Annotated in this window: 17 protein-coding genes; 9 read left to right on the top strand and 8 right to left on the bottom strand. The window is 70.7% G+C overall.

Annotation, left to right across the window (positions count from 1 at the left end):
- Positions 1 to 155 precede the first annotated feature (155 nt).
- The 4 genes from ubiB to oleD form a co-directional block, all read right to left on the bottom strand.
- The gene (gene ubiB, locus ACW5DW_RS00560) at positions 156 to 1,826 is read right to left on the bottom strand and encodes a ubiquinone biosynthesis regulatory protein kinase UbiB (protein WP_457016593.1); all 1,671 of its coding nucleotides are present in this window, start codon (positions 1,824 to 1,826) and stop codon (positions 156 to 158) included.
- Positions 1,823 to 2,464: a ubiquinone biosynthesis accessory factor UbiJ gene (locus ACW5DW_RS00555; RefSeq protein WP_457016591.1), complete on the bottom strand. Its 642-nt coding sequence runs from the start codon at positions 2,462 to 2,464 to the stop codon at positions 1,823 to 1,825. Before ACW5DW_RS00555 ends, ubiB begins: the two co-directional genes overlap by 4 nt.
- Before the next feature lie 202 nt (positions 2,465 to 2,666).
- On the bottom strand, positions 2,667 to 2,825 hold the full coding sequence (locus tag ACW5DW_RS00550) for a DUF1328 domain-containing protein (protein ID WP_149102795.1): 159 nt from the start codon (positions 2,823 to 2,825) through the stop codon (positions 2,667 to 2,669).
- Between the two features lie 119 nt (positions 2,826 to 2,944).
- The gene (gene oleD, locus ACW5DW_RS00545; protein WP_457016589.1) at positions 2,945 to 3,952 is read right to left on the bottom strand and encodes a 2-alkyl-3-oxoalkanoate reductase; all 1,008 of its coding nucleotides are present in this window, start codon (positions 3,950 to 3,952) and stop codon (positions 2,945 to 2,947) included.
- A 182-nt stretch (positions 3,953 to 4,134) separates the two neighbouring features.
- On the opposite strand from oleD, the gene ACW5DW_RS00540 reads away from it, so the two are divergent.
- Complete coding sequence (locus ACW5DW_RS00540; protein ID WP_457016587.1) at positions 4,135 to 5,256, top strand: serine hydrolase domain-containing protein; 1,122 nt, start codon at positions 4,135 to 4,137, stop codon at positions 5,254 to 5,256.
- Here ACW5DW_RS00540 and ACW5DW_RS00535 read toward each other — a convergent pair.
- A complete protein-coding gene (locus ACW5DW_RS00535; RefSeq protein WP_457016585.1) occupies positions 5,240 to 6,811 on the bottom strand; it encodes a winged helix-turn-helix domain-containing protein in 1,572 nt (523 codons plus the stop codon). The genes ACW5DW_RS00540 and ACW5DW_RS00535 overlap by 17 nt on opposite strands.
- Positions 6,812 to 6,814: 3 nt before the next feature.
- On the bottom strand, positions 6,815 to 8,587 hold the full coding sequence (locus ACW5DW_RS00530; RefSeq protein WP_457016583.1) for a fatty acid CoA ligase family protein: 1,773 nt from the start codon (positions 8,585 to 8,587) through the stop codon (positions 6,815 to 6,817).
- A gap of 106 nt (positions 8,588 to 8,693) precedes the next feature.
- Between ACW5DW_RS00530 and ACW5DW_RS00525 the strand changes: the two genes are divergently transcribed.
- From ACW5DW_RS00525 to ACW5DW_RS00515, 3 genes are all read left to right on the top strand, one after another.
- Positions 8,694 to 9,347 (top strand): TenA family protein, encoded by a 654-nt coding sequence (locus ACW5DW_RS00525; protein WP_457016582.1) that lies wholly within the window; start codon positions 8,694 to 8,696, stop codon positions 9,345 to 9,347.
- The gene (tenA, locus tag ACW5DW_RS00520) at positions 9,347 to 10,012 is read left to right on the top strand and encodes a thiaminase II (RefSeq protein ID WP_457016580.1); all 666 of its coding nucleotides are present in this window, start codon (positions 9,347 to 9,349) and stop codon (positions 10,010 to 10,012) included. The genes ACW5DW_RS00525 and tenA overlap by 1 nt, the downstream gene beginning before the upstream one ends.
- 65 nt (positions 10,013 to 10,077) lie before the next feature.
- Positions 10,078 to 10,506, top strand: coding sequence for a YkgJ family cysteine cluster protein (locus tag ACW5DW_RS00515; protein ID WP_457016578.1), 429 nt, complete (start codon positions 10,078 to 10,080; stop codon positions 10,504 to 10,506).
- Between the two features lie 19 nt (positions 10,507 to 10,525).
- On the opposite strand, the gene ACW5DW_RS00510 is transcribed toward ACW5DW_RS00515, so the two are convergent.
- The gene (locus ACW5DW_RS00510; RefSeq protein WP_457018364.1) at positions 10,526 to 11,374 is read right to left on the bottom strand and encodes an alpha/beta fold hydrolase; all 849 of its coding nucleotides are present in this window, start codon (positions 11,372 to 11,374) and stop codon (positions 10,526 to 10,528) included.
- Between the two features lie 178 nt (positions 11,375 to 11,552).
- Here ACW5DW_RS00510 and ACW5DW_RS00505 point away from each other — a divergent pair, with 178 nt between their 5' ends.
- Positions 11,553 to 12,146, top strand: a complete 594-nt coding sequence (locus tag ACW5DW_RS00505; RefSeq protein WP_457016576.1) for a biliverdin-producing heme oxygenase — start codon at positions 11,553 to 11,555, stop codon at positions 12,144 to 12,146.
- Entirely contained in the window at positions 12,143 to 13,879 is a 1,737-nt protein-coding gene (locus ACW5DW_RS00500; protein ID WP_457016574.1) for a GAF domain-containing protein, read from the top strand. Before ACW5DW_RS00505 ends, ACW5DW_RS00500 begins: the two co-directional genes overlap by 4 nt.
- A gap of 153 nt (positions 13,880 to 14,032) precedes the next feature.
- Here the strand turns inward: ACW5DW_RS00500 and ACW5DW_RS00495 are convergent, their stop codons facing one another.
- A complete protein-coding gene (locus tag ACW5DW_RS00495; RefSeq protein WP_457016573.1) occupies positions 14,033 to 15,022 on the bottom strand; it encodes an NAD(P)-dependent oxidoreductase in 990 nt (329 codons plus the stop codon).
- Positions 15,023 to 15,113: 91 nt separating this feature from the next.
- Between ACW5DW_RS00495 and ACW5DW_RS00490 the strand changes: the two genes are divergently transcribed.
- From ACW5DW_RS00490 to ACW5DW_RS00480, 3 genes are all read left to right on the top strand, one after another.
- Positions 15,114 to 15,689: an ANTAR domain-containing response regulator gene (locus tag ACW5DW_RS00490; RefSeq protein ID WP_457016571.1), complete on the top strand. Its 576-nt coding sequence runs from the start codon at positions 15,114 to 15,116 to the stop codon at positions 15,687 to 15,689.
- The gene (locus ACW5DW_RS00485; RefSeq protein WP_457016569.1) at positions 15,686 to 16,759 is read left to right on the top strand and encodes a CmpA/NrtA family ABC transporter substrate-binding protein; all 1,074 of its coding nucleotides are present in this window, start codon (positions 15,686 to 15,688) and stop codon (positions 16,757 to 16,759) included. Before ACW5DW_RS00490 ends, ACW5DW_RS00485 begins: the two co-directional genes overlap by 4 nt.
- A gap of 730 nt (positions 16,760 to 17,489) precedes the next feature.
- On the top strand, positions 17,490 to 18,659 hold the full coding sequence (locus ACW5DW_RS00480; RefSeq protein WP_457018363.1) for an MFS transporter: 1,170 nt from the start codon (positions 17,490 to 17,492) through the stop codon (positions 18,657 to 18,659).
- The last annotated feature ends 7 nt before the right edge of the window (positions 18,660 to 18,666 follow it).

Below are 18,666 nucleotides of genomic sequence, written 5' to 3'. Positions count from 1 at the left end.
CGAACCCAGACGGGGGTGTGAGGCGGATGTGACCGCATCCGTCCCGGTCGCTGGCGCCAGACACCTGATTCCCGCCTGGCCAGCGGCCTTCGGCTGTTGAAGAGCGCTGCACGGAAGGGACGAGGACGCGGCTTTCAGCGGCCCCGGGAGGGCGCCTAACCGCGCCGCGGCAGCGCGGCGAGGATCGACCAGATTCCGCCGACGCCAGCAACCCAGGCCGACAGCGGGACGCCGACGAACGATGGGCCGCCGGCTTCAAGTGCGTACAGCACCGCCGCGACCACGAGCAGGCCGACGCCGAGGATCGCGGCGACCATGCGCCGCTGCAGCGCCTTGAGCGTCTGCGTGATCTCGACGATGTCCTGCGAGCGCATCCGCAGCTCGTGCCGGCCCTCGACCTGCTGCTGCAGCCAGGCGTGCAGCAGGCGCGGCATTTCCGGCGCCTTGGTGATGAGTTCGGGCAGCCGCTTGCGGAACTCGGACGCCAGCTTCTGCGGGCTGTAGCGTTCGACCAGGATGCGTTCGAGCACCGGCCGCGCCACCGCCCAGATGTCGATCTTCGGGTCGAGCAGGCGGCCGATGCCCTCGATGGTGAGCAGGGTCTTCTGCAGCAGGATCAGCTGCGGCTGCAGGGTCAGTTCGTAGCGCTGCGCGGTGCGGAACAGCTTGCCCAGCACCTCGCCCAGCGAGATCTCCGACAGCGGCCGGGTGAAGTACGGCTCGCACACCGAGCGCACCGCGGCTTCAAGCTCGTCGATGCGGATGTGCGAGGGCATCCAGCCGGCCTGCATGTGCAGCTCGGCGATGCGCCGGTAGTCCTTGTTGAAGATCGCCATGAAGTTCTCGGCGAGGTAGTACTGGTCCTCGCTGGAGAGCTGGCCCATGATCCCGAAATCGAGCGCGATGAAGCGCGGGTTGGCCTTGCGGTCCGGGTCGACCCAGATGTTGCCGGCGTGGGCGTCGGCATGGAAGAAGTTGTCGCGGAAGACCTGTGTGTAGAACACCCGCACGCCCTTGGCGGCGAGCGCGCGGCGGTCGATGCCGGCCGCATCCAGCGCCTTGATGTCGTCGCTGTTGATGCCGCGCACGCGCTCGAGCGTGAGCACCTCGACGGTGGTGTGGCTCCAGATCGGCTCGGGCACGTACAGGTCGGGCGATTGCAGCCAGAGTCGGCGCAGCACCGAGGCGTTGGCGCCCTCGCGCTGCAGGTCGATCTCGGCGGCCAGCGTGTTCTCGACCTCGGCGACCACTTCGCGCGGACGGATCTTGTCGGCGTTGGGGTGGGTGCGGGCGACCAGTCCGGCCAGGCTGTGCAGCAGGCCGATATCGCTGGCGATCTGCTTCGCGATCTGCGGGCGCAGCACCTTGACCACCACCTCGCGCCCCGGCGCGTCGCCGACCGGATGCAGGTGCGCCGCATGCACCTGCGCGATCGAGGCCGAGGCCAGCGGCACGATGTCGAAGCTGGCGAACAGTTCGCCGATCGGCGCGCCGAGCGCGCCCTCGACGATCGTGCGCGCCACTTCGCCGTCGAATGGTGCGACCTGGTCCTGCAGCAGCGCCAGGTCGTCGACGATGTCCGGCGGCAGCAGGTCGCGGCGGGTGGAGAGGATCTGCCCGAACTTGACGAAGATCGGCCCCAGCTCCTGCAGCGCCAGGCGCAGGCGGGTGCCGCGCGACTGCGCCGCGATGGCGGCCGATGCGCGCGGCACGAACGGCCGCATCAGCTTGAGCCAGCGCTCGGCCGCGGTGTCGTCGAGCAGGGAATCGAGCCGGTAGCGCAGCAGCACGCGGCCGATGCGCGCGGCGCGCAGCACGCTGCTCAAGGCGCGCCCCCAGCCGACAGGCGCGAGACCCGCGCGGCGATGCGGTCGACGTCGTCGCGCAGGCCGTCGACGTCGTCGAGGAAGGCTTCGAGTTCGGCGCGCGGGACCACGTCGCGCGACTCCTCGGTGACGTATTCGGCGGCGCTGCGCGCGAACTGGCCGCCCACGCTGCGCGCCTGTGCCAGGGCACCGGCAATGGCATTGGCGACCTGCACGCCGATGATCTCGCCGAACACGCTGACGAAGGGCTGCTGCCAGTCCGGGTCGAAGCGTTCGGCCAGGCGCTGCAGGCTGCGCGCCAGCTCCGCATCGCCAGAGACGCGGACGCGGCCCACGGCGGGCGCGTCGTCGCGGCGCAGGAACGGCAGCTGGCCGAGGAGGCCGCCAAGCGTGGTGCGCACGGCGAGGTCGGGTTCGGCGGTGGCATCGACCGGACCGACCGCGATGCGCTCGCCGTCGACGCGCAGCTGCAGGGCGAGCGGCGGAGCGGCGAGCGTCAGCTCGACCACGCGGCCGTCCAGGCGCGCCAGCGCGGCGCGGGTGTCCGCGTCCAGCGCGATCGCACGGTTGAGCGCGGCCTCCAGCGCGCGACCGGCGATGGGCTTGAGCGCGTCGAATGGAGAGGGGGGGCTGGCCATGCGCGGCATTGTAGCGGTGGGCTGCGTGGCGGCGCGTCGAAGCTGGTTGGTCGCCTGGTGGGCAGCTTCGGCCGGAGCCGCGGCGCAGTGGGAACACGCCCGGGAATGCCCCGCAACCTCCGCCAACAGCTCACCCGATCAGGAAACAACCATGAAAAAGGCCCGCCTCGCGGCGGGCCTTCTCGAGAACGTTGGAGTCAGGTCAGACCCGCTTTCCACGCAGCAGCGAAACGATGGCCAGGATCACGAACACGACAAACAGGATCCAGGCGATGTTGGTGGCGGCACCGGCGACTCCGCTGAAGCCGAGTACGGCGGCGATAAGGGCGATGACGAAGAAAATGACGGCGTACCTGAGCATGAAAGCGTCTCCGTGAAGTGGGCCCATGCGGGCCGTGGAATGAATGCACGTCTACGCTACGGCAGGCCCGGTCGCGGATCGGTGAGAGCCGGGTGAGGCTGCTGTGAAGCACTTGGCCGTTACCCTGCGGGTGCGTCGCCCCGCCATGCTGCCTGCAGGCGGCGCAGGCCTTCGGCGATCGGCACGCGCGGCACGTAGCCGAAGTCGCGCCGCGCCGGCTCCATCGAATACCAGTGCGTGGTGCTGAGCTGCTCGGCCAGGAAGCGCGTCATCGGCGGCTCGCCCTTGAGCCGCAGCATCGACCACAGCGTCTCGCAGGCCGCGCCGATCGCGTAGGCCACGCCGAAGGGGATCGAGCCTTCCACCTGCGGTGCGCCGGCGGCGGCGAGCAGCGCATTGACGATCTCGCGCGTGGGCATCGGTTCGCCGTTGCTGATGAAGTAGGCCTTGCCAGCGCAGGCGGCGCCTGGCGCGAGGTGCTCGAACGCATCGAAGTGCGCCTGCGCGGCATTGTCGATATAGGTCGTGTCGATCCGGTTGTGGCCGCCGCCGACGAAGCGCAGGCGGCCGGCCTTGGCGCGCTCCACCAGCCGCGGCAGGATCTGCTGGTCGCCCGGGCCCCAGATCAGGCGCGGGCGCAGGGCGACGGTGGCGAGGTCGGCATCGTTGGCTGCCAGCACCGCCTTCTCGGCGATGGTCTTGGTGGTCGCGTAGGGCGCCTTGAATCCCTCGCCGTAGGGCACGCTGTCGGCGGTCCCGCCCTCGACCGGATGGGTCTTGCGGTGGGTGACGCTGGGGGTGGAGGTGTAGACCAGGCGGCCGATGCCGTGCGTCCGGCAGGCATCGAGCACGTTCTGCGTGCCGGTGACATTGGCCGAGTAGTAGCTGTCATGGCTGCCCCAGGCGCCGGCCTTGGCGGCGTTGTGAAAGATCGCCTCGGCGCCGCCCGCCGCGGCCAGCATCGCCTCGCGATCGGCGAGGTCGCCGCGGATCTGGCGCACGCCCAGCGTATCGAGCTGCGGATAGTGGCCGCGGTTGAAGCTCGACACCTCGTGTCCGCGCTCGACCAGGCCGCGGCACAGGGCCTGGCCCAGGAAGCCACCACCGCCGGTGACCAGGATTCTCATGCGCCCATCCGGTTCCAGAAGGACGCACACGATAGCGACTGGGCCAGACGATTGCGATTTCCAGCCGGATCCAATCGGCGCCAAGTGCTTGTGCCGCAAGAACTTCATAAATCTTCATCGTCGCGTCAGGCACTTCAGACGGCCTTCGGATGGACTGGCGACCCTGATGAAGAGGCGCTTCGATGAGATACCGACCCACGACATTTTTCTCCCTGGTGGCCGCAGGCCTACTCATGCTGTCGCCCACCTCGCGGGCTGGCGCGCCGGTCCAGCTGGACGACGGCTGGCCAGTGGCGGACGCCCTGGCGCGCGGCTGGGACGGCGAACGGCTCGACGCCATGGTGGCCGCCATCGCGGACGACACCATTCCCGGCACCACCAGCGTGCTGATCGCCCACGACGGCGCGCTGGTGTACGAGCGCTATTTCAATGACGCGGACCGGCAGACCCTGCACAACACCCGCTCGGCGACCAAGAGCGTCACCGCGATGCTGGTCGGGGCCGCGATCGAGCGGCGACTGATCACGGGCGTCGACGCATCGGTCTACGGCTTCTTCGCCGAGCGCGCCTGGGCGCATCCCGATCCTGCCAAGGCCGCGTTCACCGTCGAAGACCTGTTGACGATGAGTGCGCAGTGGGAATGCGACGACAACAACGAGTTTTCTTCGGGCCACGAGGAACGGATGTACCTCAGCGCAGACTGGGTCCAGTTTGCGCTGGATCTGCCAATGCGCGGCTACGCAGCCTGGATGACACGCCCGGAAGACAGCCCGCATGGCCGATCCTTCGCATACTGCACCGCCAATCCCTTCGTGCTGGGAGCGATCATCGAGCGCGCAAGCCACCAGCCCTTGTCTGCATTCGCCGCCGAAGCGCTCGAACGTCCGCTGGGCATCGAAGCGTCGCAATGGCAACGCTCCGCGGAGGGAACGGGCATGGGAGGTGGCGGTGTCGGCTACCGCAGCCGTGATCTCGCCAAGCTTGGCCAACTGCTGGTCGATGGCGGTCGATGGCGCGGCCACCAGGTCTTGCCTGCCGACTGGATCCGAGACATGACTACCGTGCACGCGTCCACGTCGTTCGACGCCGACTACGGATACCTGCTGTGGCGCTTCGCCTTCGACGCGGCGGACGGCCGGCAGCGATACGCCTGGGCAATGGCGGGCAACGGCGGCAACTACGTGTTCGCGGTGCCCGATGAGCGGCTTGTCGTGGTCGTGACCCGCACCCGATTCAACCAGCAGGGCATGCACCAGGAAACGCAAGGACTGATGCGCGACTACGTGCTCAAGGCGTTGCCGTGACCATGGCCAAGGATCCTGCGGCGCGCGCAGCGTCTCGCTCGCGGTCGACGCTGGCCGTGATCCCGGCCAGCGCGCCCTCGAACGCGGGGGCGTTGCGCAAGCCAGCGAACAGCGGCGAGGCGCGCAGGTAGCCTGCATCGGCATAACCGGCGGCGATGGCGGCATGCAGCGCCGCGAAGGCGGAATCGCGATCGCCGGCGAGCTCGAACAGCAGGCAGGCATCGATGCCATCCCAGGCGTCGCTTCCCTGGGCCAGCCCGGCAATCAGGGCTTGCGCGCGCTCCAGCAGCCGGGCAGGCGGCGGGATGGGCTCGGCGCCCATGGCCCAGGCCATCGTGGCGGGCCAGCTGCCTTGCGGGCTCAGCGCGCTGGCGCGCCGGACCGCGCGCTTCGCCTCGTCGCCGTCGCCACGCGACAATGCGAGCTCCGCAGCGAGCAGGTGCAGTCCCGCGTGCTCGGTGCCGCGGGCCATGGCTTGGTCGAGCGCGGCCTGGGCCTCGCCAGCGCGGCCATGGTTGAACAGGAAGGTCGGCCAGGCGAGATTGGAGAACACGTTGTCGGGGTACAGCTGGAAGCTGTGCCGGTAACGCATTTCGGCCTCGGCGGCGTAACCGAGCAGCGAGAGGTTCGAGGCCACCTGCAGTGCAAGGAACCGCACTTTCTCCGGCTCACGTACTGCCAGGTTCGCCGAGAGCGCATCGGCGAGCCGGCCTCGGCGTTCGTAGAGGTAAGCAGCCGACGCCCGGCTGGCATCGGCTGCCGGATCCAGCGCCACCGCGCGCTCGTAGCCGGCGAGCGCGGCGGCCACATCGCCACGGCAATCGAATGCGTACGCGAGCGCAGCGTGCGCGTTGGCGTTCGCCGGCGCGCGCGCGATCACGCGCCGGGCGAGCGTCTCCGCCATGACGGTGTCGTCCGGACTGCCGTTGTAGAGGCAGGCCCGCGCAGCGTATGCCCGGCTCAGACCGAGCAGCGCAGCGCTGTCGTCGGGCGCTTCCTGCAGGCGCTGCCGGAACAAGGCGATCGCACGCTCGTTGTTGTCGCGCTGGCCGATGCCGGCGTAATAGGCGGCACGCTGCAGCAGCGGCGATGGCGCCGGCGACGGCGAGCGCGGCCACAGCCACCAGGCCAGCGCTGCCAGCATGGCCAGCACGACGAGAGCCGCCGGAAGCAGTGCACGATAGCGGCGGCCGCCTGGTGCAAGCGGGACGGGTGGATCGATCGGCTGCGGCGCACTGCAGAGCTGGTAGCCCTGTCCGCGCACGGAACGCACATAGCGCGCCTTCCGGCCATCGTCGCCCAGCGCATGGCGCAGCAACTTCACTCGCTGGGTCACGGTCTCCTCGCCGACATGCGCCGGCGCCCAGACCCCGTCGATCAGTTCGTCGAAGCCGACCACGCGAGTGCCCTGCTGCAACAGGTAGTGCAACAGCCGGAAGCTCAAACCCGACACGCCCGCTTGTTCAACGCCATCGCGCACGACTTGCTGGCGCGTGATATCGATGAGCAGGTCGTCGAGACGGTAGTGCTGCGGAGGTTGCCTTGCGTCGGGCATCGTCTAGCCCGCCTGCATCGCCGCCCAAGCGGCCAGCGTCTCTCGACCGATCTTCGCGTTGTGGCGGATATCGAGCGGGAAGCGCGGGTGGAACAGCACGGTGTCGATGCGCACGGTGTGCGGATGGCGTGCGCCGATGGCACGCAGCTCCTGCGCGATGCGTGCGTGCTGCGCGGCGCCGACGCCTGCATTGACTTCCACGCACAGCACCGGCTGCTGCGCGCCCTGCGCGCCAACGCCGACCAGTGCGGTGCGACGCACGTCGGGATGGACGTTGAACACCGGCTCGACCTGTTCGCTGTAGAGCGGCCCGCCCACGGTTTCGACCCGGTGCGACTTGCGGCCGCAGAACCAGAGCCGGCCTTCGTCGTCGAACCAGCCGAGGTCGCCCATGCGGTGGACGATGCGCGCCTTCGGCTGGCCCCCACCCCAGCCCTCCCCCGCAGGCGGGGGAGGGAGCCGCTCCTCGCGTGGGGAAGCATTGGCGCCCAGCGTGTCCGAAAGCCCTCCCCCGCCTACGGGACAGGGTTGGGTGGGGGCCACCGGAGCCGCGGCAACCACCTTCTCGCCGATCTTGGCCAGCCGCGTCTGCGCATCGCGGTTGAAGTAGCTGTCGGTCACGCTTGGTCCGGCCACGGTGATTTCGCCCACCTCGCCCGGCGCGACCAGCAGGTCGTCCGACCATTCCTCGATCGCCGCGTCGCTGATCCGGATGATGCGGACCTCGTTTGGCGCCACCGGCCAGCCGACGCAGGTACCTGCCCCCTGTTCGGTGCGCTCGCGCAGCTGCAGCAGCTCGCGGCCTTCGATCACCGCCACCGGCAGGCATTCGGTGGCGCCATACGGCGTCCACAAGCGCGCATCGTCCGGCAGCAGCTGCAGCATCCTCGCCACCACCTCCGGCGGCACCGGCGCGCCGGCCGAGGTCACGCGCCTGACGTTCGGCAGCGGCGCGCCGTGGTCGGCCAGCACCCGCATCAGCGCGGGCGAGCCGAACAGCTGGTCGACGCCGAAGCGCGCGATTGCCGCATGCAGTTTCACCGGATCGGCATCGGCGGGGCGGGTGGGGTCCATGTCGGGAATGATCGAGGTCAGCCCCAGCGCGGGATCGAACAGCGCGAACGGCGGGAAGGTCGGGAAATCGACGCCGCCGGCGGCAATGCCGAACGCGTCGCGCAGCATCGCGATCTGCGCGACGAAATGCCGATGCCGGTACACCACGCCCTTGGGCACGCCGGTCGAACCGCTGGTGAACAGGATCGCGGCGACGTCATCCGGCGCGGTGTCGCTCAGCTGCGGGCCGGCGCCGGCACCGTCGCGTTCGACCTGCGCAAGCGTGGCGTCGGCCAGCAGCGCGCGGCGCCCGGTGGTGACGCGCACGCGCGCCGACTTCGCCCAGCCCAGCAGCACGCGCGCGAACTGCGCCAGCGGGATGCCGATGAAGGCGTCGGGCGCGGCTTCGTCCAGGCACTGGCGCAGCGCGCGCCGGTCGATGCCCGGATCCACCAGCACCGGCACCGCGCCGGCCTTGAACAGCGCGAACATCAGCAGGAAGAACTCCGGCGTCGGCCGCACCATCAGCACCGTGCGCGTGCCGCGCACGATGCCGCGCTGCGCCAGCCCGGCGGCGATGGCGTCGCTGCGCGCATCCAGCTCGCCGTAGCTGAGCGAAACGGCGTAGTCGCCGCGCGCGCCGGGGCAGTGCATGGCGACACGGTCCGGCGCTTCGGCGGCCAGCCGCGTCAGGGCCGCGGCGATGTTGCAGGGGGCGGTCATGGCCGGATTATCGCCGAGCGCGCGCCGCGCGCATGGACGGAAGCCGCCCGCTCGCCGACAATCCCGCCGGCCGCGCACCGCGCCGCGCTTCATCGGGGGACGCTCCATGGTCGGACGAGATTTCAGCGAACGCCTGCGCGCCGGCACCGAGCCGGCCTGGAGCCGCGCGGTACAGCACCGCTTCGTCCGCGAGCTGTGCAGCGGGCGCATCGACGATGCCGCGATGGCACGCTACCTGGTGCAGGACCATCGCTTCATCGACGCCTTCGTGACCCTGCTGGGCGCAGCCATCGCCGAAGCCGACAGTTTCGAGGCGCGGCTGCGTTTGGGCCGCTTCGCGGGCATGGTCTGCAGCGAGGAGAACGACTACTTCCTGCGCGCGTTCGAGGCGCTGGGCGTGGACGCGGACACCCGCGTGTCGGTGCCCGACGCCGCCCCCACCGCCGGATTCAAGGCGCTGATGCGCGAGGCCGCGGCAACGCGCTCCTACGCCGCCGCACTGGCCGTGCTCAACGTCGCCGAGGGCCTGTACCTGGACTGGGCCACGCGCGCGCCGCAGCCACTGCCGGACAACTTCGTCCACGCCGAGTGGATCATCCTGCACGACAACCCGTTCTTCCACAGCTTCGTCGCCTTCCTGCGCGAGGAGTTCGACCGGGTGGGGCCGGCGGAAGAGGCGCTGGCGCAGGATTTCTTCCGCCGCGCGGTGGACCTGGAGCTGGCGTTCTTCGACGCCGTCTACGACACGGAGGGCGGCTGATGTCGCTGCTGGATCGGCTCAAGGCGGCGGCCGCCGACGATTGGAACGCCTACATCGACCACGCCTTCGTGCGCGGCCTCGGCGACGGCAGCCTGCCGGCCGAGGCGTTCCGCCGCTACCTGGTGCAGGACTACCTGTTCCTGATCCAGTTCGCGCGCGCGCATGCGCTGGCCGCATGCAAGGCGCGCACCCTGGCCGACATGCGTGCGGCCAAGGACGGACTGGCGGCGATCGTGGACGTCGAGATGCAGCTGCACCTGCGCCTGTGCGAACGCTGGGGTTTGTCCGCGGCCGACGTCGAGGCCACGCCGGAGCACGCGGCGACGGTGGCCTATACCCGCTGGGTGCTGGACATCGGCATGTCCGGCGACCTGCTCGACCTGCAGGTGGCGCTGACGCCCTGCACCCTGGGCTATGCGGAGATCGGCCGGCGCCTGGCACCGCAGGGCATCGGCGCGCTCGACGCGGCGCACCCCTATCGCGAGTGGATCGGCGAATACGCCGGCGAGGCTTTCCAGGCGGTCGCGGTCGATGCGCGGGCCTGGCTGGATGACCTGGACCGGCGCTACGGCAGCCAGGCGCGGTTCCCGGAACTGGTGGCGATCTTCGCCAAGGCCGCGCGGCTGGAAGCGGGCTTCTGGCAGATGGGCCTGGACGCCGCCTGACGGCTGCTTCTTGCGCGGCACGGCGGCGGGCTGGAAGATTCCGCTTCCCACTCGTCGGCGCCGCCATGCCCCACCCCTGCCTGACCTGCGGCGCCTGCTGTACGCAGTACCGGGTCGCGTTCCACTGGATGGAGTCCGACGAGAGCGCCGAGGGCGGGGTGCCCGCCGCCATGACCGAACGCCTGGACGCGCACCGGCTGTGCATGCGCGGCACCTACAGCGCGCCGGTACGCTGCGTGGCGCTCGATGCGCGGATTGGCGAATACTCGCGCTGCACCATCCACCCGCGACGGCCGTCCGTATGCCGCGAAGTGGACGCCTCATGGGAGTACGGAGCGCCCAGCGCGCAGTGCGACAAGGCGCGGCTGGTGCACGGCATGCCGCCGCTCACTGCCGCCGACTGGCGCTGGCGCGACGGGGCCGACAACGACGATCGTCCCGACCACAACGGCAACAGCCCGCCCACGCCGCGGATGCCGCCGGTGGCGGCCTGAGCAGGCCGAGCGCCTGCCGTCAGGACGCCAGCGGGTGCGCGTCGAGGAAGCGGCGGATTGCCGGCACCAGCAGCTCGTGTTTGTCCTCGAGCACGTAGTGGCCGGCGTCGTCGAAGGCCATCACCTCGGCCTGCGGCAGCTCGGCGCGGAAGCGCGTGAGGAAATGCTGGTCGAACACGAAGTCCTTCAGTCCCCAGCCGATGAAGGCCGGCCGGTCGGCATATTGGTGCAGGCGCCGGCCCGCGGCTTCCAGCAGCGGCCAGGCGCGGTCCTTCGGCGACAGCGGGATGTCCTGCATGAAACGCACGGTGGCGATGCGGTTTTTCCAGGAGTCGTAGGGCGCGACATAGGCGCGACGCACCTCGGCCGGCATGCGGCGCTCCACGCCCAGCCACGAGGCGCCGCCGGAGAAGGCGTTGAAGCCGCGGATCACCAGTTCACCGAGCTGGTAGTCGCGGCCCAGCGCGATCTGCCAGGGCATGGGCTTGTCGGCCGGCATCGGGAACGCGGCGGTGTTGAGCACCACCAGCCGCTGCACCTGCGCCATGTGCGACAGCGCCCAGCCGAACCCGATCATCCCGCCCCAGTCGTGCACCGCCAGCGTCACCGGGCCATCGATGCCCAGGTGCGCCAGCAGCGCTTCCAGGTCGTCGACGCGCGACTGCAGTGTGTAGTCGTAGCGCGGCAGCGCTTCGGCCGCGTCGTCGGGCTTGTCCGACAGGCCCATGCCGACGTGGTCGGGCACGATGCAGCGGTAGCGTCCACGCAGGCCGTTGACCAGGTGCCGCCAGTAATAGCTCCACGACGGATTTCCGTGGACCATGACCACGACCTCGCCATCGCGCGGGCCCTCGTCGATGTAGTGCATGCGGATGCCCGGACGCACTTCGAGGTGGTGGCTGGCAAAGTCGTAGTCGGGGAAGCGCACGGGCACGGCAACGGAAGGCGGGAGGGCATTGTAAGCGGCAGGTTGCCGACGCCGCTGCCATCACATGGCTGAACATCGCCATCCGGGCCGGCGGCGGGGCTCCAGTTATGCTGGCCGCATGATCCCTGCCCTCCCGATCACCACTGCGCCGCGCGTCGGCGCGGTGCATGCCCGACTGCGCGCGGCCACAGCACACCTGCACGCGGAGGTGGACGGCATGTTCGCTAAGGGACTCGATTCGGTCCCCGGATATCGCCGCTACGTGCTGGGCATGCACCGTTTCGCCGCCGACTACGAGATCGCGGTCGAGGCCGCGCCGCGCCACTCTGCGTGGCTGGCCGGCGACCTGGGCAGCCTCTCGCTGCTGCCGCTGTCGGCGCAAGGCGTGCAGCGCCCGGCAACCGGCGCGGCGGAGCGGCTGGGCTGGTGCTACGTGATGGCAGGCAGCAGCATGGGCGCGCGCAGCCTGCTGCGCGACGCACAGCGGCTGGGCTACGACGGCGCGCAGGGCGCCACCTTCCTTGCGCAGCATGCCGCCTCCGATGAATGGAGCAGCCTGCGTGAGCGCCTGCAGGCCATCGACGCCAGCGACGAAGCGCGCATGGCCCAGGCCGAGGCCGGCGCGCGCGCGGCCTTCGCCCTGGTGCGCACCTGTTTCGAACGCAGCTTCGACCGAATTCCCGCCACCGCCGCAAAGGAACCGCGCCGATGACCCACGAACTGGAACGTGCGCTGCAGACCTGCGCGAGCGAGCCGATCCACCTGTCCGGTGCGATCCAGCCGCACGGGTATCTCATCAGCTGTCGCCTGCCGGACTGGTCGATCCATCATGTCTCGGCCAACCTCGAAGCGCTCTCCTGCGTGGCGCCGGAGGCGATGCTGCGCCGCTCGCTGCGCGAGTTCATCACCGACGACGTGATCCAGACGATCGCCGAGACGGTGGGTTTCGCCGACCCGGGCGGCCCGTCGCAGCGCGCGGCCGTGGCCAACATCGGCCCGCTGGCCGCGCTGTGCGAAGTGAGCGCGCATGCCGCCGACGGCCTGGTGCACATCGAGATCGAGCCGCAGCAGCGTGGCGGGGGCGACCGCTCACCCACGGTGGTGGCGCAGGCGATGATCGCGCGCGTGGCCCAGGGCGATCAGGACGAGGGCTTCCATCAGCGCGCGGCCGAACAGGTGCGCCTGCTCACCGGCTACGACCGGGTGATGATCTATCGCTTCCGCCACGACGATTCGGGCGAGGTGGTGGCCGAGTCGCGCGACGCGGCGATGCCGTCCTACATGGGGCTGCGCTATCCGGCGTCCGACATCCCGGCGCAGGCCCGGCGCCTGTACCTGCACAACCGCATCCGCGTCATCCCCGATGCGCGCTATGCGCCGGTGCCGGTGCTGCCCGACCGCACTGCAGGCGGCCAGCCGCTGGACCTCAGCCAGATGTCGCTGCGCAGCGTCTCGCCGGTGCACCTGGAGTACCTGGCCAACATGGGCGTGGCCGCATCGATGTCGATCTCGATCGTCGCCGGCGGACGCCTGTGGGGACTGATCGCCTGCCACCACCGACAGGTGCGCCACGTGCCGCCGGGCGTGCGCGCGGCCGCCGACCTGTTCGGACTGTTCGTATCGATGCGCGTGGCTGCGCGCGAGCAGCAGGAAGCCACGCGGATGGAGGACGAGGCGCGCATCGTCCGCGACGCCCTCGCCCTGCGCCTGGCGGAGTCCGGCAACGGGCGGGCCTGCCTGCCCGGCGAACTCGAACTGCTGCGCCGCACCGTGCCGGCCGATGGCGTGGCGCTGCTGCAGGCAGGGCAATGGCAGACCGCCGGACGCGCGCCACCTGCTGCATGCATTGCCGCGCTCAGCGGCTGGCTGGCGCATGCGGCGCATGCCGGGGCGCCCGTCACCACGGCGCGTGCAGCCGAGTGGAGCGCGGAGTCCGACGCGACCGACGGCATCGCCGGCGTGCTGGCGCTGCCGCTGGACCCCGCGAGCGACGAATGGCTGCTGTTCTTCCGCTGCGAGGAAGTCGAGGAGGTGCGCTGGGCCGGGCGTCCGGACCAACCGTTCGAGATCGACGCCAACGGCACGCGGATCGGTCCGCGCGCCAGCTTCGCCACCTGGCACGAGACCGTGCGCGGCGCCAGCGAACCCTGGAGCGACGCCGACCTGCGCATGGCCGCGCGCCTGCAGATGGCGTTGCGCGACCACTACCAGGGGCCGGGCGTGCATGCGGCGGAAGCGGACGCGCTGCGCGGCCGCCGCGGCCGCCTGGAGGTGCAGGAACATCGCACGCGCCTGCGCCAGGTGTCCGAGCTGCTGGAGAGCCTGGTCCACGTCAGCCCGACCGAGACGGCTGCGCTGGCCAAACGGATCTCGCAGCTGGAGGAAGACCTGCAGTTGCTGGTCCTGGCGTCGGGCAACGACCGCGACGCGCTGGCGAAGCGCTGAGGCAAGGCTGGAAAGCGCGGTTTGTCATTCCGAACGCAGTGAGAAGCGCTTTGTAACGGCGAAGCCGGTCAATCTCAGAAAATCAATAGCCTAGATTTCTCGCTTCGCTCGAAATGACAGTTTCGGCGTCGCCCTAGCGTCTCGCCACGCCCGTCAGTCGGCGCGCGGCGCGATGCCCGGATGCAGTTCGCATGGCCAGGGGTCGCGACCGAGCCCGGCGGCAATCGCATCGAACGGGGCGCAGCGAAAGCCGTCCCCCGGTCGCAGCCAGACCGCGTGGCGCCCGGCCCGCGCATGGGCCCGCACCTGCGCCGCGCATGCGGATGGATCGGCCGGCGCCGGCTCGCGCGACGCATCCTTGCGCGCCAGCGCCTGCACCGCGTCGCTCACCTCGCCATCGACCACCAGCACGTCGGCGAGGTTCATCGCGCGCAGCGCGGCCAGGGTGAGCTGCCCGGGATCGCCCGGGCCGGTGCCGACCAGGCTGATGCGTCCACCATCCGCGTCGGGCGCTCCCGCTTCGAGCATGCGCACGAAGGCCTGCTCGGCCTCCGCATCGCGTCCGCCGCGCAGCAGCGCCGGCACCGCCCCATCGATCACCGCATCGAACCAGCGCCGGCGGCGCGCCAGGTCGGGCAGGCGCTCGCGGATCGCGGCGCGGTGGCGGGCGAACAGCAGCGCGAGCGCACCGAACGAGGGATCGAGTTCGACCTCAAGCCGTTCGCGCAGCCGCCGCGCCAGCATCGGCGCTGCGCCGCCGGAGGAGATTGCCAGCTGCAGCGGCGCGCGGTCGATCACCGCAGGCACCTGGAAGCTCGACAGCGCCGCATCGTCGACCACGTTGACGAACATGCCGCGCGCGTCCGCCAGCGCCGCGATCCCCGCATTGAGCGAGGCATCGTCGGTGGCCACCACCAGCAGCCAGGCGCGCGCCAGCCAGGCCTCGTCGAACGCGCCGTCCAGCCGCTCCAGCCGCCCTTCCCGCAGCCATCCGGCCAGCGCCGGATGCAGTGCGTGGGCGTGCACCCGCACCCGCGCGCCAGCGTGCAGCAGGGCCTCGATCTTGCGCAGCGCGACCTCGCCGCCGCCCACCACCAGCACCTCGCGACCGGCCAGGTCGGCAAACATCGGGTAGAGCGGCATCGCGACTCCCTTGGCAATCGGCGCCTGTTGCGCTTATGTTGCAAGGCAACATAACGCCGAACGTCCCTCCCCGCCAGCCGCCGAGCCGCGCATGCCGCGCATCCTGCTGATCAACGACACCGCCAAGCCCATCGGCGACCTGCGCGCGGCGCTGGTCGCGGCCGGGCACGAGGTGCTCGACGGGATCGAGGGGCCGACCGCGCTGCTGCGCGCGGTGGAAACGCACCGGCCGGACGTGGTGATCCTGGACGTCGACTCGCCCTCGCGCGACACGCTGGAGCAGCTGGCGATGCTGCACCGGCACGCGCCGCGGCCGGTGGTGATGTTCTCGGCCAACGACGACGAGCAGTTGATCCGCGCTGCGGTCGGCGCCGGCGTGGCGGCATACGTGGTCGATGGCCTGGCGCCATCGCGGCTGCGACCGATCATCCAGCTGGCGCTGGCGCGCTTCGAGCAGGACGCGAAGCTGCGCCAGCAGCTCGAAGGGGTGCAGCAACAGCTGCATGACCGCAAGGCGATCGACCAGGCCAAGGGCCTGCTGATGGAGAAGCGCGGCATGAGCGAACGCGAGGCCTACGCCGCGCTTCGGCAGCAGGCGATGCGCCAGAACCTGAAGCTGGCCGAGCTGGCGCGGCGGATCCTGTCGATGGCGGACCTGCTGGGATGACGCGCACCGGCGCCGGATTGCGCAGCCTGCGCGTGGGTTACGTGCCGCTGGTGGACTGCGCGCCGCTGGTCGCCGCGGTCCGGCTCGGCCTCGACCGCCGCCACGGCCTGCGCCTGGAGCTGCTGCGCCAGGGCTCCTGGGCCGCCGTGCGCGACAAGCTGCTGTCCGGCGAACTGGATGCATCACATGCGCTGGCCGGCATGGTCTACGGCATCGAAACCGGCATCGGCGGCCCGCGCGGGCCGATGGCGGTGCTGATGGTGCTCAACCACAACGGCCAGTCGATCGTGCTCGCCCCCGCGATCGCGCAGCGCCTGCAGGCGGGCATGCCGCTGCGCCAGGCGCTGGGCGTGCCGGCGCACAGGCCCACGCTGGCGCAGACCTTCCCCACCGGCACCCACGCGATGTGGCTGTACTACTGGCTCGCCGCGCAGGGGGTGGACCCGCTGTACGACGTGCGCGCGGTGACCCTGCCGCCACCGGAGATGCCCGCGGCGCTCGCGCGCGGCGAGATCGAGGGCTACTGCGCGGGCGAACCCTGGGCGTCGCGGGCCGAAGCACTGGGCGCAGGCGCGCGCGTGCTGCGCAGCGACCAGCTCTGGCCGGGCCATCCGGAAAAGGTGCTCGCCTGCCGCCGCAGCTTTGCCGCCCTGGAGCCGGAGGCCGCCACCGCACTGACCGCGGCCGTGCTGGATGCCTGCCGCTGGCTCGACGAAGACCCAGACCACCGCAACCAGGCCGCGCACTGGCTGGCCGACGGCGCCATCGACTTGCCCGCGGCCTGCCTGGCCGACTGCCTGCGGCCAGGCGGCGCCGCGCCCGGCGGCAGCCGGCTGCGCTTCCACGGCGACGGCGAGGTCAACTTCCCCTGGCTCTCGGACGGGCGCTGGTTCCTGCACCAGTTTCGCCGCTGGGGCTGGCTGCCGGCGGACGCCACCGGCGACGACGCGCTGCTGGCCGAGGTCCACCGCCTCGACAGCTATCGGCTCGCCGCGCTGCAGGTCGGCGTGCCGCTGCCCCGGGGCGAGTCGCGGACCAGCGTCCTGTTTGACGGCATGCGCTGGGAGTAGGGTTCCCGCCCGTCCGCCTCCCCATTGTCATTTCGACTGCAGTCCATTGTCATTTCGACTGCGGCCTCCCGTTGTCATTTCGACCGCAGGGAGAAATCTTGCTGACGCGGCCGGTGACGGAGATTTCTCCCTGCGGTCGAAATGACAACCTTTGCGGTCTGTCGAAATGACAACCTTCGAGGTCCGTCGCAAAGACCGGTTTGCAGGAGCGTGGGGGGCCCGCCTGCGCAGGACGGCACCGGTTGGCGTACCACGCGCCCCGCCGCTGCACCATCTTCGTGCGAGACATGCACCGATTCGGGGAATTCCGCCCGTCTGACGCCGACACGAAAGACACCAGCCACCGATCTTTCCTTCTTGCGCCCGCGCATGCGAACCCACTGACGACTTCGGCCGACGCTTCAAAGCTTTGATTGCACAGGCTTTCCTGCGCGTCCTCGCCGCGCTGACCGAAGTCCGCCCAGCGCAACCATCCAGCCCCGGCGCTGCTGGCACGCATGTTGCGATGCAGTAAATGCCGGACGCAAAGCCGCGTCCGCAAACCAGACCACGACCCGGGGCCAACGGCGGCCCGGGGTCGTCGACAACGGCGTCTTTCCGGCCACCACCGGAAGACGCCGTTTTTTGTTTCCGCCTTCGCCGTCCACGCGGGCACCGCCCGCTGCGACGGCCTCCTCCCACGGAGCGCGCGATGAACCGATCGTTCTGGCAGGCCGGCCACACGCCCACCCTGCTGTCGGCCTTCCTCTACTTCGACCTCAGCTTCATGGTCTGGTACCTGCTGGGCCCGATGCAGGTGCAGATCGCCGAAGCCCTGCTGCTCGACACCCAGCAGCGCGCGCTGATGGTCGCGGTGCCGATCCTGTGCGGCGCGGTGCTGCGCCTGTTCCTGGGCCTGCTGGCCGACCGCCTCGGCGCCAAACGCACCGGGCTTCTCGCCCAGGTACTCGTGATCGCATCGCTGCTGGTGGCGTGGCGACTGGGCGTGCACAGCTTCGGCCAGGTGCTGCTGCTGGGCCTGATGCTGGGCGTGGCCGGCGCCTCGTTCGCGGTCGCGCTGCCGCTGGCCTCGCGCTGGTATCCGGCCGAGCACCAGGGCACGGCGATGGGCATCGCCGGCGCCGGCAATTCGGGCACCGTGCTGGCCGCACTGTTCGCGCCGCTGCTGGCGGCCATGTTCGGCTTCCAGCACGTGTTTGGCCTGGCATGCATCCCGCTGGTGGCGGTGCTGGTCGTGTTCGCGCTGTGCGCGAAGGACGCGCCGGTGCCGGTGGCGCGCAAGAGCCTGCGCGACTACGCGAGCGTGCTGGTCGGCAACCGCGACTCGTGGTGGTTCATGTGCTTCTACGCGATCACCTTCGGCGGCTTTGCCGGTTTCGCCAGCGCGCTGCCGGGCTACTTCCACGACGAGTTCGGCTTCGCGCCGAAGATCGCCGGCTGGGCGACCGCGGCCTGCGTGCTGGCCGGCTCGGTGATGCGGCCGATCGGCGGCGTGATCGCCGATCGCATCGGCGGCACGCGCACGCTGCTGGCGGTGTACCTGTCGGTGGCGCTGCTGGTCTCGGGCGCCGCGCTGGGTCTCGGCGGCCCGGCCGGGGTGGTCGCGCTGTTCGTGCTGGTGCTGCTGTGCCTGGGCGCCGGCAACGGCGCGGTGTTCCAGCTGGTGCCGCAGCGCTTCGGGCGCGAGATCGGAATGATGACCGGGCTGATCGGCATGGCCGGCGGCGTCGGCGGCTTCGTGCTGGCCGCGGGCCTGGGCGTGGTCAAGCAGCACAGCGGCAGCTACGCGCCCGGCCTGTGGCTGTTCGTGGCCGTGGCGCTGGCCGCGTGGGGCCTGCTGTGGAGCGTGAAACAGCAGTGGCGCCAGCAGTGGCTCGCGCTCGGCGCGGCGCGAATCTGATTGAGAG

It is taken from the genome of Luteimonas sp. A482 (assembly GCF_054072655.1).
Note: the sequence above shows the minus strand (reverse complement) of the source record. Positions and strands in the feature narration are given on the sequence as shown.